Source organism: Asanoa ishikariensis (genome assembly GCF_900107455.1).
Classification (GTDB): domain Bacteria; phylum Actinomycetota; class Actinomycetes; order Mycobacteriales; family Micromonosporaceae; genus Asanoa; species Asanoa ishikariensis.
Window position 1 is genome coordinate 1,664,691 of sequence record NZ_FNQB01000002.1, and the last position, 15,515, is coordinate 1,680,205.

Sequence of the window (15,515 nt, forward strand, 5' to 3'; positions counted from 1 at the left end):
CGTCGTGTGACGTACAGTCGGATACTCCCTGCCGAGTACGAACCTGTCGTACGCCCGCCATAGAGTCATCGCGTCCAACACAGACTCTTCAGACGGGGTTCCGATGCGTTCGCTCTACATCTGGTTGTCCAGGTTGATCGCGCTCGGCGTGGTGGTGCAGGTGCTGGTCATCGCCTGGAGCGCGTTCGACATCCAAAGCAAGGCAAATGACGGCGTCCCCTTCACGGAGGACACCGAGGCCAACATCGGCGCGATGCTGCACTCGGTGATCGGCATGATGGTCATCCCGGTGCTGGCGCTGCTCTTCGCCATCGTCTCGTTCTTCGCCAAGGTGCGCGGTGGAGCGGCTCTGGCCTGGGGCGTGTTCGGTCTGGTCGTCCTACAGATCGCGCTCGCCTTCGCGTCCTTCGCGGCGCCGGTGGTGGGCACGCTGCACGCGCTCAACGCGTTCGCCGTCGCCGGCCTGGCCGGCATGGCCGGGTCGCGTGCGACCAAGCCCGATCCCTCGGTTGCCGCTCCGGCCAGGAGCAGCGATCCCGGGGTCCCCGCCGGGGCATGACGGCAACGGACAACCCGGCCGAGCGCGCGACACCCTCGGCCGGGTCGGACAACCATGCCCAAGCGACGGCTGACCTGGCTCCCGAGCCGTCCGGCGGTGCGGAGGCCGCCGGTTGGCGATCCTGGCTGCGTTGGGGTGCGGCGGTCCTGTCCGTGGTGCTGGTCGGGACGCTCGGTTATCTCTGGTTCGACAGCCGCGTCCCGTCGACGTTGTCGGTCATGGAGATGGGCTACGCCGACTGGGGTGGCGGTGCGGTGCCGGCGGGCGGGCATCAGCACGCCGGCGGGATCAGCGTCGCCGGCCTGACCGGGCCGGCCGGCACGCCGGCCGTCTCGCTCTCGCTGACGGCGCGGGCGGAGACGTTCACGCTGCCCACGGGCGAGCGGGTCGAGGGTTACACGCTCAACCACGCCTCGCCGGGTCCCGAGATTCGGGCGCGGGTCGGTGACCTCGTCCAGGTCGAGCTCGTCAACGAGTCGGTGCCCGACGGGGTGGCGCTGCACTGGCACGGGGTGCGGGTGCCGAACGCGGAGGACGGGGTCGCCGGGGTCACCCAGGACGCGGTGCCGATCGGTGGGCGGCATACCTACCGGTTCGTGGTGAGCGATGCCGGGACCTACTGGTATCACTCCCATCAGGTCTCGCACGAACAGGTGAAAGGCGGACTGTTCGGGGCTCTGGTGGTCGCGCCGGCCGCTGGCGATGCCGGGCCCGACGTCGTGGCGCAGGTGCACACCTACGACGGGCGACGGACGGTGCAGGGGGCGACGGGGTCGCTGTCGGTGCCTTCGCCTGCCGGCGTGGCGACCCGGGTGCGGGTGGTCAACACCGACAACGGGCCGTTGCGGCTGTCGGTGACCGGCGCGCCCTATCGCGTGGTCGCCGTCGACGGTCACGACCTGCACGGGCCGTCGGATGTCAGCGATCGAGGTCTCTCGGTTGCGGCCGGCGGTCGGGTCGACCTGCTGGTCACGCCCGTCGGTGGTGCTGTCCGGGTTGATCTCGGGGCCGGTTCCTCGCTGGTGGTGGGGCCTTCGGGTGCCGCTGCTCCGGCCGCGGTCACGCCCGCGACGATGCTCGACCTGCTGTCCTACGGCACGCCGGCGCCGGTCTCGCTGGATACCGGGCATTTCGACCGTTCCTTCGAGTTGACGATCGACCGCCGTCCCGGCTTCCTCGACGGGCGGCCCGGTCTGTGGTGGACGATGAACGGCCACCTCTATCCCGACGTGCCGATGTTCATGGTCCGCGAGGGCGACATCGTGCGGATGACGATCACCAACAACTCGGGCGAGGTGCATCCGATGCACCTGCACGGGCACGTGGCGCTGGTGCTGTCCCGCGACGGGGTCGCCGCCACCGGCAGCCCGTGGTGGACGGACTCGCTCGACGTCGCCGAGGGGGAAAGCTACGTGGTCGCGTTTCGAGCCGACAATCCCGGCATTTGGATGGACCACTGTCATAACCTGCCGCATGCCGCGGACGGGATGGTCGCGCACTTGGCGTACGAGGGCTACACGACTCCGTACGTGATCGGCGGAACGGCCGAGAACGAACCCGAGTGATTAACCAGTCACCATGAATGACCTTGCATATTTCGTGCATCCCGGTAGCGTTGCCTGTCGATCAATGATCGGGGAGCGGGCGGGTTATGCACGTCGACGTCGAGAAGGTTCTGACCGGCACGCGACGCGAGGAGGCCTGGCACCTCTACACGACGGCTTTCGAAGAGCTCCGCTATGCGGCGGTCCAGCGGCACCTCATGCACCGCGGGGAGTTCGACGAGGTCCTGGCCGACGACAGGGTCGAGAAATACGTCTCCCTGACCTCGGACGGCAGGCTCGCGGGGTTGTCGACGTTCACCAACGACCTCGACGCGATGCCGCTGATCTCCCCGGACTACTTCGCCCACCGCTGGCCGGACCGCTACGCGGAACGCCGCATCTGGTACCTGGGCTTCGTCGCCATCGCCGCCGACCAACGCCGGTCGGGCGTCTTCGAAGCGCTGATCGAGAAGATGTGGCGGGTTGTCCGCGCCAACGCCGGCATCGCGGCCCTGGACCTGTGCGCCCGCAACGAGTCCCGCCAGCTTGACGCCGCCATCACCAGGACACTGACGGCCCTGACCCCCGACGTGGTCGCCACCCGCCTGGACACCCAGGCCTTCTGGTCCTGGGAGCTCCCGACCGCCTCCTAGGGCGGTCCTGCCGCTCAGTTCTCGTCGGTGTCGGCGTCGGTCAGCGGGTCGGAGGTGTCGACCGGCGTGCGGGCGACGTGGCGGGCGACCTCGACCTCGTCGACCGATTCGCCGCTCGGGACGTCCTGCGCCGCGCGACGTCGGTTCTTGACCGGGACCGGTGGCACGGCGTTCGCCGCCTCATGACCGGCATTCTCCCGCACCGACGACGACCCGTTCGCCTCCTTCGGCGCGGCCGCATCGGGTGGTGCCGCCGGCACCCAGCCGTTGGCGTTGGTGCTCACCGTCCCCGCCCCGGCCGCCTCCGGTGCTTCTGTCCTGGCCAGGATCCGGCCCAGCCGCCCGTTCACCGTCCATTTGGGACTGGTCAGGGCGTCCGGCTGGCCCTTCCCGTTGGCGGTCCTTGCCCCGGTGCCGATCGGCTCGTCCGGCTCGTCGCCGTTCGCGGCCCGGGGCGAGGTGGACTCGGCGCCGATCGGTCGGGCGTCCGGGAGCGCCGTGCCGGAGCCGGGCTTCGGGCCGGTGGCCGGGCGGGCCGGGGAGACGGGTGGCTCGCCCGGGATCGGGTCGAGCAGCCGGCGCGCCGCCTCGGCGTCGTCGCCGTTCGCGTTCGGAGCCGGACCCAGCCGCGGGAACCCCTCGACCGCCTTGGAGCGCTTCGGCTCCTCGGGCGCCGGGCGGTCGGCGTGGGCCAGGTCGCCACCTCGACCGATGGCGGCCGGGCGGCGGAGGCGGGCGAAGGTCTCCGGGTCCTGCGGGCGGCCCCACAGCCAACCCTGCCCGTACACGACGCCAAGAGCTTGCAGCACGTCGCGCTGTGACTGGGTCTGCACGCCCTCGGCGACCACGGTCAGGCCGAGCGCCGAGCTCATCGCGACCACGGCACGGACGATCTCCTCGTCCTCCGGGTTGGTGCCGAGGCCACCCACGAACGAGCGGTCGATCTTCACGCCGGTGACCGGATGGCGGCGCAGGTAGCCCAGCGCGGAGAACCCCGTGCCGAAGTCGTCGACGACGAGCCGCACACCCAGGCCGCGCAGGTCGGCCATCACCTGGTCGGTGACCTGCGAGCCGTCGACCATGACCGACTCGGTGATCTCCAGCATCACCGACTCGCCGGACAGGCCGTTCTCGACCAGGGCCTCGGCGAGCTCGCCGGGCAGGCGCGGATCACGGAGCTGGCGCGGCGAGACGTTGATCGACAGCCAGAACTCGTCGTTGACCACGTCGTTCCTGCGCCATTCGGCGAGCTGGCGCAGGGCCTCACGCATCACCCAGCGGCCCAGGTCGGTGATCAGCCCGGTCTCCTCCGCGACCGGGATGAACTTGGTCGGCGCGATCGTGCCCTTCGTCGGGTGCTCCCAGCGGATCAACGCCTCGACACCGGTCAGGCGGGCGCCACTGAGCCGGACGATCGGCTGGTACGCGAGCCGGAGCTGGTCGTGCGCGAGCGCGTGGCGGAGCGAGAGCTCGAGCTCGATGCGGTCGCGTACCCGGTCGTGCATGGTCGAGTCGAACAGCACCCAGCGGCCGCGCCCTTCGGCCTTGGCCTGGTACATCGCGGTGTCGGCGTCGCGCAGCAGGCCCTCGGCGGTGACCAGAGGCGCGCCGGCGTCGTCGGTCTTGGCGACCGCCGAGCCGGCGATGCCGATCGAACCCGACACCACCACGTCGGACGCGGTGGCCTGCAGCGGCAGGGTGAGGCTGGCCAGCACCCGCTCGGACAGCGCGATCGCCTCGTCGGCGGTCGACATGTGCGCGATCACGAACTCGTCGCCACCGACCCGGGCGACCGCGGCGCCGGCCGGCACCGTGCGGCGCAGGCGGCGGGCCACCTCGACGATCACCCGGTCGCCGGCGTAGTGGCCCCACGAGTCGTTGACCAGCTTGAACCCGTCGAGGTCGAGGAAGAACAGCCACAGCGGACGGTCCGGGTCGGTCGGCCGGGCGAGGATCTGGCCGACCTGGTCGACGAGCAGCGCGCGGTTCGGCAGCGCGGTGAGGTGGTCGTGCGTGGCCTGGTACTCGTACTCGCGCTGCGCAGCCGCGTACGCCTGCACCGCGGACACCGACCGCAGCAGCAGCAACGCGACCATCAGCGCGCCGCCGACGGCCAGCACGACCCGGTCGAGCCTGCTCAGGTCGGGGATCGTCGCCGTCAGCACGAACGGCACGGCCAGGGCCGGGATGAGCAGCAGCAGGCGGCGCCAGGACCAGGCCTGGACCGGCAGCGGGGTACGGCGGCCGATGTGCCGCATGGACGGATGCAGCGCGCAGGCGCCGATCAGCACGAAACCGAGCAGGAAGGGAAGGTCGATGAGCCGGTTGCCGTTGAGGGTGCCGTTGACGCCGATGATGGCGTAACCGATGTCGCCGGCCAGCAACAACACCATCGAACCGATGAGCATGAGGTAGCTGGGGCCGCGGACCGCGGTGGTGAACGCGACGTTGGCGACGAGCAGCACCAGCACCAGGTCGAAGATGGGATACAGCCCGGCCACGGTGGACACCGCGGCGGACCGGTCGGCGATGCCCGCCGCCGGCACGCTGAACAGCAGCGCGAAGATCAGCCCCGCGCCGAGCCCGAGCAGCATCCCGTCGATGACGGCGTGCCGTTTGGGCCCGTGCTTGACCGTCAGGAAGCCGACCAGGGCCGCGAACATCAGCACATATCCGGGCAGGGTGAAAGCGTCGCCCATCAGTTCGGTGGCGCCGCGCTGCTCGGTCGACCAGGGCCGCAGGATCGCGCCGATCACGAACAATATGGACGCGGCCCCGAGCAACAGCCAGGGCCACCGAGGTCGCGCGCCGTTGCGGCCGGACCCGATGACCAGCGAGGCGGCGGCACCCGCTCCGACGACCGCGAACGTGATGCCGCTGGCCGTCGTGCTGTCGACGACGAGATATGCGATCGCGGCGGCCAGACCTACCAGGACGAAAAGCCCAGCCAAGAATGCGGGGGCCTGCGACTTCGCGACGGCCGAGACCGCACGTGGCATTTCATCGCCCCCTGCGCGGACTTCCGGCGACATTTTCCCAAGCGAACCACGACTGTAGCAGGGTTGATCGGCGCTAAGTGACTGTTCTTCGCGTTTGTCGGCCAGATTCGGAATGGGAGCGCTATCGATGTCGAATTGACTGGACCGAGCGCCGTCCCCGTCCCATCAACAGGACCCATTCTGGACAGTTCGTGGCCGATGACCCGCTTGCCGGCCGGTAGGCAGGGGCGGTGTGTTCGTATGGGACGCACACGAGGCGACGGCGACAGGAGGTCCGGCATGAAGGTGATCCTGGTAGGCAGCGGGGCGATCGGGGCGGCGGTACGCGAGACGCTGGAGACGCACGGGCACGAGGTGGTGACCGTCGGGCGCACGTCCGGTGCGCACCAGGCAGACCTCACCGACAAGGCGAGCCTCGACGACCTGTTCGCCCGCCTGGCCCCGTTCGACGCGGTGGCCAGCGCGGCCGGCGAGGTCTCTCCGGGGCCGCTCGCGGAGGCGTCCGACCAACAGTGGGCGGACTCGATCGCGGGCAAGGGCATGGGCCAGATCAACCTGGTACGCGCGGCGCTGCCGCACATCGCGGACGGCGGCTCGTTCACGCTGGTCTCCGGCGTGCTGAGCGACGAGTACACGCACCACAGCACCCTCGGCAGCACCGTCAACCACATGGTCGAGGGCTTCGTCAAAGCGGCGGCGACGGAGTTGCCCCGTGGCCTGCGCATCAACTGCGTGAGCCCGACGGTGCTGACCGAGTCGACGCACTACTACCCGTTCTTCCCGGGCTTCGCGCCGGTGCCGGCCGCCGAGGTGGGCCTCGCCTACCTGCGGGCGATCGCCAACCCGATCACCGGCCGCATCCTGCGGCTCCACAAGACCAACTCCTAGGAGCGAAGCGTGATCCTCCTCGTTCCCGGCGACCCGCTGCGACCGCGTCGCCCCGACGAGCATTTCGCGCCAGAGGCGGCGGCCGCGCGGGTCGCCGGCCTGGACGTCGCGGTGGTCGACCACGACGCGTTGACGCGCGGCGGTGCCGGGCGGGCCGTCGGTGCGGTGCCGGCCGGCAGCGGCGTGGCGGTCTACCGGGGGTGGATGCTGCGCGGGCCGGAGTACGCGGCGTTCGCCGAGTCGCTCGCCGTGCGCGGCGTGCGTCTGCGGACCACGGCCGAGGAATACCGGAAGGCGCACGAACTGCCCGGCTGGTACGCGGCGCTGGCGACCGTCACACCGTTGTCGGAATGGACCGAAGGCTGGCGCCGGGCCGATTTCGAGCGGGCGCGCATCGGGCTGGGTTCGGGGCCGGCGGTGCTGCGCGACTACAGCAAATCCATGAAGGCCTACTGGCACGAGGCGACGTTCATCCCGGACCTCGACGACGCCGAGGCCGGGTGGCGGGTGGCACAGCGGTTCCTCGAACTGCGCGAGGACGAGGCCGTCGGCGGGTTCGTGCTGCGACGCTACGAGCGCTTCGGGTCGGCGGAGGTGCGCACCTGGTGGATCGACGGCGAATGCGTCCTTGTCGGCGCGCACCCGGACACCCCGCACGAGATCCCGGGGACGGAGGTCGATCTGGTGGCGGTGGCACCCTTGGTGGCCGGGCTGGGACTGCCGTTCGTGACGGTGGACCTCGCGCTGCGCGCGGACGGCGTGTGGCGGGTCGTCGAACTGGGCGACGGCCAGGTCAGCGACCGCCCCGCCAGCATGCGACCCGAGGACCTGATCGCGCGCATCGCGGACTGAGGCACTCGATTACGTTCCGATCGTCCGGACCTCGGCGGACGGGATGCCCTTGGTCCACCAGTGGCGGTAGCGGCCGTAGACGGTCGGGTCGCGGTCCGCGAGGAAGGCCGACAACGCACGTGCCTCCGTGGCCAGGCCGGTCCACGTGGCCTCGTCGAGCGGGTGGAAGGCGGTCGCCTCGATGCCCGTGCCGTCCTCCGCCGGGCGCCACACGCCCGCCACGTAGCCGTCGACCAGCAGCGTCGGCAGCACGTCGCCGTTGCGGCGCACGACGAGGGCGCGGTAGTCGGCCGGGATCAGGCGAGTTCGGTCGGCGTACGCCAACAAGACGTTGTCCCACATCGGCAGCAACCGCGGCGGTGCCGGGGTGTCCTCGGGTGGCAGCGTCGCGCCGGCCAGGTCAAGCAGACCGTCCGCGGCCGTCAGCTCGTCGCCCAGGGCCGCGACAGCCGCCTTGACCCGGGCGCTGTTGAGCCGCGTGAACGTCATGATGTCCGATGTGGATGCTGGCCCGAAGGCGGCCAGATAGCGGCGCACGAGCACGCGCACCGAGTCGTCGTGCGAGGCGCGGCCCGGCGCCGTCACGAACGAGGCCGGGTGCCGGAACGACCACGGGCCACCCGTCGGCCGGTAGTGCAAGGGCGCGAACGTGCGCAGCGCCCACCACATCCGGCTCGGGTCGTCGACCCGGCCCTCCAGCATCGCCTGGATCTCCGTGCCGGACCGAGGCTCTTTCGCGAACTCGGCCAGGTGGTCGAGCGCCGCCAGTGCCTGCGCGTCGGTCAGGTCGCTCTCCAGCCAGCGGTAGTCGGCCAGCCGCGACGCCCGCAGCAACGGCGTCATCGCCGCGTGCAGGCCGGCCCAGTCACCTCCGTGCACGGCGTGCAACGTGACCCGCATCAGGCTGGAGCGGACCACCGTGCCGTCGGCGAACGCCCGATCGACGTCCGCGGCGTCGAGGCCCGCCACCCGGTTCCACAGCGCCAGGTAGGGCGACGCCGGCTCCTGCGCCTGCAACGCCAGCAGCGCGGCCACGGCGTCCGCCACCGGCAGCGACGAGCGGCGCAGCAGCGACTGCCGGTCGAGGCTCGCCCGGTTGAGTCGGCGGGCGGTGAAGGTCATGAGCAGCGGCGGGCCAGGTAGACCACGTCGGGCTCGCCGCGGTCGACCTCGGTGAGCAGGGTCTCGACCGGGCCGATGGTCGCCGTCAGACGGGTCAGGTAGGCGGCGGATGCGCTCGCGCTCCAGACCGCCAGCACACCGCCGGGACTGAGATGGGCGCGCAGCAGCGCCGTGCCGGCGTCGCCGTAGAGAGCGGCGTTGTCGCCGAAGACCGTCCAGTCCGGACCGTTGTCGACGTCGAGGCAGATGACGTCGAAGAGCTCGTCTGTGGTGGCCAGCCAACGGCCCAGGTCGGCGGTGACCACCCGGACCCGCGGATCGTCCAACGCTCCCGCGCTGAAGCTCGCCAGGTGGGTGGCGTGCCAGGCGACGACGTCCGGCTCGATCTCGATGACCACGATCTCCGCCGCTGTCTTGGACCGAACCGCCTCGGCCAGGGAGAAGCCCACCCCGAGGCCACCGATCAGCAGGCGGGCGCCGGGTGCGGCGGCGGACAGCGCGGCCCGGACCAGCGTGCGTTCCGACGTGCCGGAGCGGGTGTCCATCAGGAACACGCCGTTGCTGATCAGCTCGAAGTGCGCGCCGTCGCGGCGCAGGACGAGCTCACCCCGGTCGGTGACGACGCGCTCGACGGTCTCCATCAGGCGGCCCGCAGGACGAAGTCGTGCTCGACCAGCGTGCTGCCGTCGGGCTGCGGCACGAACTCCTTCACCAGACTCGCGCGTACGCCGAAGACCGCATCGCTGTCCAGATTGGAGTCCTCGGCGTCGAACAGGTGGGTGGTCACCGGGTCGTGGCCGTCGGCCGAGACGATGACGTGGATGTGCGCGGCTCGCCACGGGTGCCGCCCGCTGGCCCGCAGCAGGACGCCGACGGGGCCGTCGTCCGGCACGGTGTAGCTGACCGGGCGGCTGGTGCGGAAGACGAACTGCCCGCCGTCGTCCGCGCGGAAGCGGCCACGCATGTTGCCCCGGGGCTGCGCCGGGTCCTGCACGTCGTACATCCCGTTGGAGGCGCACTGCCAGACGTCGAGCACCGCGCCGGACAGCGCGCTTCCGCCGAACGTGCGGACCCGGCCGCGTACGAGCGTCGGCACCCCGCCCGGGTCGGCGACCGCGATCGAGTCGCCGGCGGCCCGCCACGGTGCTCCGGGCACGTAGAACGGGCCGAGCACGGTCGCCTCGGTGGCCGCGTCGGCGGGATGCGCGATGGTCTCGATCAGCGACGAGAGCCCGAGGGTGTCGGAGAGCAGGATGAACTCCTGCCGCTGGTCGTCGCTCATGTGCCCGACGGCGGTCAGGAACCTGATGCCGGCCGCCCATTCGGCGGGCGTCAGACCGACCTCGCGCGCGAAGCCGTGCAGGTGCCGCACCGCGGCGTCGAGCACCTCGCGCAGGCGTGGATCGGGCGTGCCCGCCATCCGCTCGAGCACCTCCCGGGTCAGCGAGGCCGCCGGATCGCTGCGCGTCATGCCCAGAGACTACGGACCACGATGGACCCGGACGAGGTCATTTCGCCGGCGCCACCGCGCTGTCGCGGACGATGAGCTCGGTGGCCAGCTCGACCCGCGGGCTCTCGATCTGCTCGCCGCGGGCGAGCCGCAGCACCGTGCGAGCGGCCAGCAGACCCATCTCGGCCAGCGGTTGGCGGACCGTGGTCAGCGGTGGCGAGCACCACCGCACCTCGGGCAGGTCGTCGAAGCCGACCACGCTGATGTCGTCGGGCACCCGCAGGTGCCGCTGCCGCACCGCCTCGTAGACGCCGAGCGCCATCTGGTCGCTGGAGGCGAAGATGGCGGTCGGCGGGTCGGCCAGCGCGAGCAGCTCGGTGCCGCCCGCGAAGCCGGCCTCGTGGTAGAAGTTGCCCGGCCGGATCAGGCCGTCGTCGATCGGGATGCCCGCCGACTCTAGCGCCGCCCGGTAGCCGTCGAGCCGGGCGCGGCTGCACATCAACTGCGGCGGTCCGGCGATGAATCCGATCCGCCGGTGACCCAGACCGATCAGGTACTCCGTGGCGTGCAGGCTGCCGACCCAGTTGGTCGCGCCGATCGTGGGCGCCTCCTGCGACGGCACGCCGGCCGGGTCGACGATCACCACCGGGATGTTGAGCCGGCGGAGCTCGCTCTGCAGCGGCGGCTCCAACGTGGAGGTCACGAAGATGACACCCTCGGTCGACCGGGTCCGGATGTTGTCGAGCCACTGCTTGGCCGACGACGTCCGGCGGTGGATGGCGGACACGACGGTGCCGACGCCGGACGCGTGGGCGACGTCCTCGACGCCACGGATGATCTCGACCGCCCACGGGCTGTCGATGTCGTTGAAGACCAGGTCGACCAACCCCGAGTTGGCCCGCATGCTGGGCGGTCGGCGCCGGTAGCCGTGCTGGCTGAGCAGGTCTTCGACCCGCTTGCGGGTGTTCGGCGAGACGTCGGCGCGGCCGTTGAGGACGCGGGACACCGTCGGCACGGACACGCCGGCCAGGCGCGCGATCGCCGCGATCGTCACGGTCCTCTTGTCACCTGCGGCAGTGGCACCAGACACGGATCGCCCTTTCGTCATGGGTGGAGCCTACGGACGTCGATCAGTCCGTCAACCCGCCGAAACTTTCAGGTCGATTTCCGGTATGTCGGCGACGTTACGACGACCGCAACTGCCGGTCAAGGAACTGTCGGATCTCGATATAAGCCGTTACCGTGTTCGGGACGCTCGCCCATCGGATGGCCGAGCGGCTTCCGGAAGTCCCCGGAAGCGGACCCGAAAGGGGAGCTGCCCATGTCGACCGAGACCGCAGCCACCGTCACCGCCGCCCGGTCGATCCAGAACCCGGTCCTGCGCGGCTTCAACCCGGACCCGTCGCTGCTGCGGGTGGGCGCCGACTACTACCTGGCGACCTCGACCTTCGAGTGGTACCCCGGGGTCCGCCTCCACCACTCCCGCGACCTGGTGCACTGGCGCGCGATCGGCGCCATCATCACCGAGCGTCGCCTGCTCGACCTGCGCGGCAGCGGTGACTCCAACGGGGTGTGGGCGCCCGACCTGACCTACCACGACGGCCGCTTCCACCTCGTCTACAGCGACGTGGCCAGCTTCGCCAGCGGCTACTGGGACCCGCTGAACTTCCACACCAGCGCACCGTCGATAGACGGGCCGTGGGACGACCCCGTGCTGTTGCACGGCCACGGCTTCGACGCGTCCCTTTTCCACGACGAGGACGGCAGCACCTGGCTGCTCAACCTGAGCGCCGACTGGCGGCCCGGCCGCGACCGCTTCGCGGGCATCGAGATCCAGCGGTACGACCTGGCCAAGCGCGAGCTGGTCGGTCCGGCCCGGATCATCTTCTCCGGCACCGCCGCCGGGCTGACCGAGGGACCGCACCTCTACCGCCACGAGGGCTGGTACTGGCTGGTCACCGCCGAGGGCGGGACGAGCTGGGAGCACCAGGCCACGGTGGCCCGGTCCCGGGAGCTGTTCGGTCCGTACGAGCCGGACCCGAACGGGCCGCTGATCACCTCGTTCGGCCGCCCCGAGCTGCGGCTGCAGAAGGCCGGACACGGCAGCCTGGTCCAGGTCCCGGGCGACGGCTGGTACTTCGCACACCTGGCGGCCCGCCCGGACACGCCGCTGGGCAACTGCGTGCTCGGCCGGGAGACGGCGATCCAGCGGGTCGACTGGGCACCTGGCGGCTGGCCGCGGATCGCCGGCGGCGTCCCGGCCGACGAGGTCGCCGCACCCGCGCTGCCGGCGCACCCCTGGCCCGACGAGCCGGCCACCGACCACTTCAGCGAGCCGCGGCTCGCGCCGTGGTGGTCGACCCTGCGCCGGCCCGCCACATCTGACTGGGTCGACCTGACCACCCGCCCGTCGCACCTGCGGCTGCACGGTGGCCAGTCGCCCGTGGGTCGGCGGTCGCCGAGCCTGGTCGCCCGTCGCGTCGGCTCACTGCACTGTGAACTGTCCACGGTGGTCGAGTTCGACCCGCGTGACTACCGGCAGCTCGCCGGCATCACCGCCTACTACAACTCGCTCAACTGGCATTTCCTCTACCTGACCCGGACCGACGACGGCCGGGTGGTGCTGGAGCTGCTGAGCAGCGATCAGGGCAAGCGCACCGCGCACCCCGAGCTGACCGTCGAGCGCGGCGATGCCACGCGGGTCGGCCTGCGTGCGACGTTCGACGGCCCGGTCGTGCGGTTCGGCTACGACCTGGGTGACGGGTGGCAGGACCTGCCGGTTGCGCTGGACGCCACGATCCTCTCCGACGAGCACGCCGCGCTGGTGGTCGACGGTGAGCCGGCCGCGTGGGGCTTCACCGGTGCGTTCCTCGGCCTCTGGGTGCAGGACCTGGGCGCCGACGGCGGGTACGCGGACTTCGACGAGGCCACGTACACGGAGGCCTGATCCATTCAGCGGCTGGGCATCCGAAACTTCCGGTGGCCGTCCGTCGCCGGAACCGCGTGCTCTCGTCCGAATTCCGGAACTCTTTTGGATTGACGGGGAGCGATCTCGGCCGCTACGTTTCGGGAAAGTTACGGAACTCGATCCGCAACTATCGGCGTCGCTCGCGATCGGCACCCCCACCGGTCTTCCCGAGAGGAGCGCACATGAAGCTGCATCGATGGTTCGCCGCCGGCGCGGTCGTGATCGCGGCCGCGGCCGTGGCAGGCGCGGCACCCGCCACGGCGAGCCACCCGGTCGACCCCGCCCAGCAGAGCCTGCGCGCGCTGGGCCTGCGGCACGACCTTTACATCGGCACCGCCGTCGACATGGCGGCCCTGGCGGACACCGCCGACCCCCAGTACCGCGCGACGGTGTCCAAGGAGTTCTCCTCGGTCACCGCGGAGAACGTGATGAAGTGGGAGTCCCTCGAACCGACCCGCGGCACGTACAACTTCGGTCCTGCCGACGAACTGATCGCGTTCGCCAAGCGCAACAACCAGAAGGTCCGCGGCCACGTGCTGGTCTGGCACAACCAACTGCCCGCCTGGCTCACCACCGGTGTCAGCGACGGCTCGATCAGCAAGGCCGAGCTGCGAGACATCCTGCGCAACCACATCACGACCGTCGTCAAGCACTTCAAGGGCAAGATCTGGCAGTGGGACGTCGTCAACGAGGCGGTCAGCGACCCCTGGGACAGCCCGCCCACGTTGCACTACAAGGGATTCTGGGCACAGAACCTCGGCCCTGGCTATATCGCCGACGCGTTCCGCTGGGCCCGCGCGGCCGACCCGAAGGCCCTGCTGTTCTACAACGACTACAACATCGAGGCGTTCGGCTCGGGTGACCCGGCCAACGACAAGACCCAGTTCGTCTACGACCTGGCCAAGTCGCTGCGGCGCGACGGTGTCCCGATCGACGGCGTCGGCAGTCAGGGCCACCTCGGCACGCAGTACGGCAACTACGACACCCTTCAGGTCGCCGCCGCGCTCAAGAAGTTCTCCGGGCTCGGCCTGGCCACGGCCTTCACCGAGGTCGACGTGCGCAGTCAAATGACGGCGGGCGTGCAGGCCGGCGACTCCAACGAGATCAACCCTCGCCTCCAAGCTTCGGCGGCCAACTACAGCGTGCTGCTCCAGGCCTGCCTGGCCGACCGGCACTGCCTCTCGTACACCGTCTGGGGCTTCACCGACAAGCACTCCTGGGTGCCGACGTGGTTCACGAACCCGCCGGAGGGCCTGGCCACGATCATGGACGAGAACTACCAGCCCAAGCGGGCGTACAACGAGCTGAAGGCGGACCTTATCTACAGCGGTCCGCCCTACGTTCTCCCGCGCGTGCCCCAAAAGCCCCGGCGCTGACGCGCGGGCGGTGAGAAGGCGGAAGGGACCCTATCGGCCAGGGCCCCTTCCGCCCACCGTCGGATAGACCCGGTGCGCGTTCTCGGTGGTGCGCGGGATCAGGTCGGCGTCGGCCGCCGCACGGAACAGCACGGCACCGAGGAAGTGCAGCTCCGGCAGGGCGTACCCGTCGGAGGAGTAGAGGAACTTGCCGTAGGGGCACAGCTCCAACGCCTCGGCGAGCACCCCCGGCGCCCGCGCACCGACGTTGTGCGTGGCCAGCCCGAGGTCCATGTGCACGGCCGGGAACACCTGGGCCAGATAAGCGGCGTTCCGGTGGTACGGGTAGCAGTGCAGCAGCAGCACCGGCACCTCTGTCGACTCGGCCGCCCGCAGCCACGGAGCCAGCAGCAGCGGGTCGCCGAGACGCAGGTCGGTGTCGCGGTCGCCGAGTCCGGTGTGGAACTGCAGCGGCAGCCCGGTGTCCAGCGCCGCGAAGGCCAGGAACCGGTGCAGCACCTCGTCGGCCAGCCGCCCGGCCCCGTCGGCCAGCCAGCGTCCCGCGGCCTCGCGTACCTCCGCCTCACTCGGGCGTTCGTCGCCCAGCGCGAGGCCGACCCGGTAGGCTGCCACCGACTTGAACGCCACGGTGTCCGGCCGGGCGGCCGCCGCGGCGAGCGCCTCGTGGACCGCGCCCGCGAAACCGGTGGCGGTGCCGACCTCGAGCTCCTCGGCGACCGACTCGAGGCGGACCACCTCGTGCGCCGTCGCGCCCGCCGCGGCGGCCAGCTCCGCCGGCGTGGTCAGCGGCTCGGGGAGGAATCCGGTGTCCACCAGCACCGCCGCGAGCCCCGCGGCCCGCAGCAGCCGCCCCGTGACCTCCTCGTGCCCGAGCTCCGCGCGCCGTGCCAGATAGTCGTCGGGGTCGGCGGTGGCCAACAGGTCGAGCACGGGGAAGCAGTGCCGGCGCAACGCGTCGCCGAGCGCCGAGTCGAACAGCGTCGTGCCCGGCGCGGGCCGGTCGGCCTCCGAGAGCCGCGCCTCGAACTCGGCCCGGTCGAGCTCGCGCCGCACGACGCCGTGGCAATGATGGTCCACCAGCAGGTCCATCGTCATAACCTAGGT

General features: G+C 71.0%; 13 protein-coding genes. 7 read left to right on the forward strand and 6 right to left on the reverse strand.

Features of this window, described 5'->3' with window-relative positions; genetic code table 11:
* Nucleotides 1-103: 103 nt before the first annotated feature.
* The 3 genes from BLV39_RS22175 to BLV39_RS22185 all read left to right on the forward strand — a co-directional run bounded on the left by BLV39_RS22175 (nucleotide 104) and on the right by BLV39_RS22185 (nucleotide 2,756).
* Nucleotides 104-559: a hypothetical protein gene (locus tag BLV39_RS22175; RefSeq protein WP_176985011.1), complete on the forward strand. Its 456-nt coding sequence runs from the start codon at nucleotides 104-106 to the stop codon at nucleotides 557-559.
* Nucleotides 556-2,124, forward strand: a complete 1,569-nt coding sequence (locus BLV39_RS22180) for a multicopper oxidase family protein (RefSeq protein WP_090795949.1) — start codon at nucleotides 556-558, stop codon at nucleotides 2,122-2,124. Before BLV39_RS22175 ends, BLV39_RS22180 begins: the two co-directional genes overlap by 4 nt.
* 86 nt (nucleotides 2,125-2,210) lie before the next feature.
* Nucleotides 2,211-2,756, forward strand: a complete 546-nt coding sequence (locus BLV39_RS22185; protein WP_090795953.1) for a hypothetical protein — start codon at nucleotides 2,211-2,213, stop codon at nucleotides 2,754-2,756.
* A gap of 14 nt (nucleotides 2,757-2,770) precedes the next feature.
* On the opposite strand, the gene BLV39_RS22190 is transcribed toward BLV39_RS22185, so the two are convergent.
* Nucleotides 2,771-5,755: an EAL domain-containing protein gene (locus tag BLV39_RS22190; protein ID WP_176985012.1), complete on the reverse strand. Its 2,985-nt coding sequence runs from the start codon at nucleotides 5,753-5,755 to the stop codon at nucleotides 2,771-2,773.
* A 279-nt stretch (nucleotides 5,756-6,034) separates the two neighbouring features.
* Here BLV39_RS22190 and BLV39_RS22195 point away from each other — a divergent pair, with 279 nt between their 5' ends.
* Both BLV39_RS22195 and BLV39_RS22200 read left to right on the forward strand, forming a co-directional pair.
* Nucleotides 6,035-6,643: a short chain dehydrogenase gene (locus BLV39_RS22195; protein ID WP_090795959.1), complete on the forward strand. Its 609-nt coding sequence runs from the start codon at nucleotides 6,035-6,037 to the stop codon at nucleotides 6,641-6,643.
* A gap of 9 nt (nucleotides 6,644-6,652) precedes the next feature.
* Entirely contained in the window at nucleotides 6,653-7,495 is an 843-nt protein-coding gene (locus BLV39_RS22200; protein WP_090795963.1) for an ATP-grasp domain-containing protein, read from the forward strand.
* A 9-nt stretch (nucleotides 7,496-7,504) separates the two neighbouring features.
* Here BLV39_RS22200 and BLV39_RS22205 read toward each other — a convergent pair whose 3' ends face one another.
* From BLV39_RS22205 to BLV39_RS22220, 4 genes are read right to left on the reverse strand one after another with little or no spacing between them, the layout of a single operon-like run.
* Nucleotides 7,505-8,617 carry a winged helix DNA-binding domain-containing protein gene (locus BLV39_RS22205; protein ID WP_090795966.1) on the reverse strand — a complete coding sequence of 371 codons (1,113 nt, stop codon included), beginning with the start codon at nucleotides 8,615-8,617 and terminating at the stop codon, nucleotides 7,505-7,507.
* The gene (locus BLV39_RS22210) at nucleotides 8,614-9,258 is read right to left on the reverse strand and encodes a spermine/spermidine synthase domain-containing protein (RefSeq protein ID WP_090795970.1); all 645 of its coding nucleotides are present in this window, start codon (nucleotides 9,256-9,258) and stop codon (nucleotides 8,614-8,616) included. The genes BLV39_RS22205 and BLV39_RS22210 overlap by 4 nt, the downstream gene beginning before the upstream one ends.
* A complete protein-coding gene (locus BLV39_RS22215; protein ID WP_090795973.1) occupies nucleotides 9,258-10,088 on the reverse strand; it encodes a dioxygenase family protein in 831 nt (276 codons plus the stop codon). The genes BLV39_RS22210 and BLV39_RS22215 overlap by 1 nt, the downstream gene beginning before the upstream one ends.
* Before the next feature lie 37 nt (nucleotides 10,089-10,125).
* Nucleotides 10,126-11,175 (reverse strand): LacI family DNA-binding transcriptional regulator, encoded by a 1,050-nt coding sequence (locus tag BLV39_RS22220; protein ID WP_090795978.1) that lies wholly within the window; start codon nucleotides 11,173-11,175, stop codon nucleotides 10,126-10,128.
* 213 nt (nucleotides 11,176-11,388) lie between these two features.
* On the opposite strand from BLV39_RS22220, the gene BLV39_RS22225 reads away from it, so the two are divergent.
* Both BLV39_RS22225 and BLV39_RS22230 read left to right on the forward strand, forming a co-directional pair.
* The gene (locus BLV39_RS22225; protein WP_090795981.1) at nucleotides 11,389-13,014 is read left to right on the forward strand and encodes a glycoside hydrolase family 43 protein; all 1,626 of its coding nucleotides are present in this window, start codon (nucleotides 11,389-11,391) and stop codon (nucleotides 13,012-13,014) included.
* Between the two features lie 203 nt (nucleotides 13,015-13,217).
* Nucleotides 13,218-14,411: an endo-1,4-beta-xylanase gene (locus tag BLV39_RS22230; RefSeq protein ID WP_090795985.1), complete on the forward strand. Its 1,194-nt coding sequence runs from the start codon at nucleotides 13,218-13,220 to the stop codon at nucleotides 14,409-14,411.
* Nucleotides 14,412-14,441: 30 nt separating this feature from the next.
* On the opposite strand, the gene BLV39_RS22235 is transcribed toward BLV39_RS22230, so the two are convergent.
* The gene (locus BLV39_RS22235) at nucleotides 14,442-15,500 is read right to left on the reverse strand and encodes an amidohydrolase family protein (RefSeq protein WP_239083785.1); all 1,059 of its coding nucleotides are present in this window, start codon (nucleotides 15,498-15,500) and stop codon (nucleotides 14,442-14,444) included.
* Nucleotides 15,501-15,515: the final 15 nt, after the last annotated feature.

Bases quoted from the DNA above. Each gene is read 5' to 3' on its own strand.
- BLV39_RS22175 (WP_176985011.1), top strand. From the start codon at position 104: ATGCGTTCGCTCTACATCTGGTTGTCCAGGTTGATCGCGCTCGGCGTG.
- BLV39_RS22180 (WP_090795949.1), top strand. From the start codon at position 556: ATGACGGCAACGGACAACCCGGCCGAGCGCGCGACACCCTCGGCCGGG.
- BLV39_RS22185 (WP_090795953.1), top strand. From the start codon at position 2,211: ATGCACGTCGACGTCGAGAAGGTTCTGACCGGCACGCGACGCGAGGAG.
- BLV39_RS22190 (WP_176985012.1), bottom strand. From the start codon at position 5,755: ATGCCACGTGCGGTCTCGGCCGTCGCGAAGTCGCAGGCCCCCGCATTC.
- BLV39_RS22195 (WP_090795959.1), top strand. From the start codon at position 6,035: ATGAAGGTGATCCTGGTAGGCAGCGGGGCGATCGGGGCGGCGGTACGC.
- BLV39_RS22205 (WP_090795966.1), bottom strand. From the start codon at position 8,617: ATGACCTTCACCGCCCGCCGACTCAACCGGGCGAGCCTCGACCGGCAG.
- BLV39_RS22210 (WP_090795970.1), bottom strand. From the start codon at position 9,258: ATGGAGACCGTCGAGCGCGTCGTCACCGACCGGGGTGAGCTCGTCCTG.
- BLV39_RS22215 (WP_090795973.1), bottom strand. From the start codon at position 10,088: ATGACGCGCAGCGATCCGGCGGCCTCGCTGACCCGGGAGGTGCTCGAG.
- BLV39_RS22220 (WP_090795978.1), bottom strand. From the start codon at position 11,175: ATGACGAAAGGGCGATCCGTGTCTGGTGCCACTGCCGCAGGTGACAAG.
- BLV39_RS22225 (WP_090795981.1), top strand. From the start codon at position 11,389: ATGTCGACCGAGACCGCAGCCACCGTCACCGCCGCCCGGTCGATCCAG.
- BLV39_RS22230 (WP_090795985.1), top strand. From the start codon at position 13,218: ATGAAGCTGCATCGATGGTTCGCCGCCGGCGCGGTCGTGATCGCGGCC.
- BLV39_RS22235 (WP_239083785.1), bottom strand. From the start codon at position 15,500: ATGGACCTGCTGGTGGACCATCATTGCCACGGCGTCGTGCGGCGCGAG.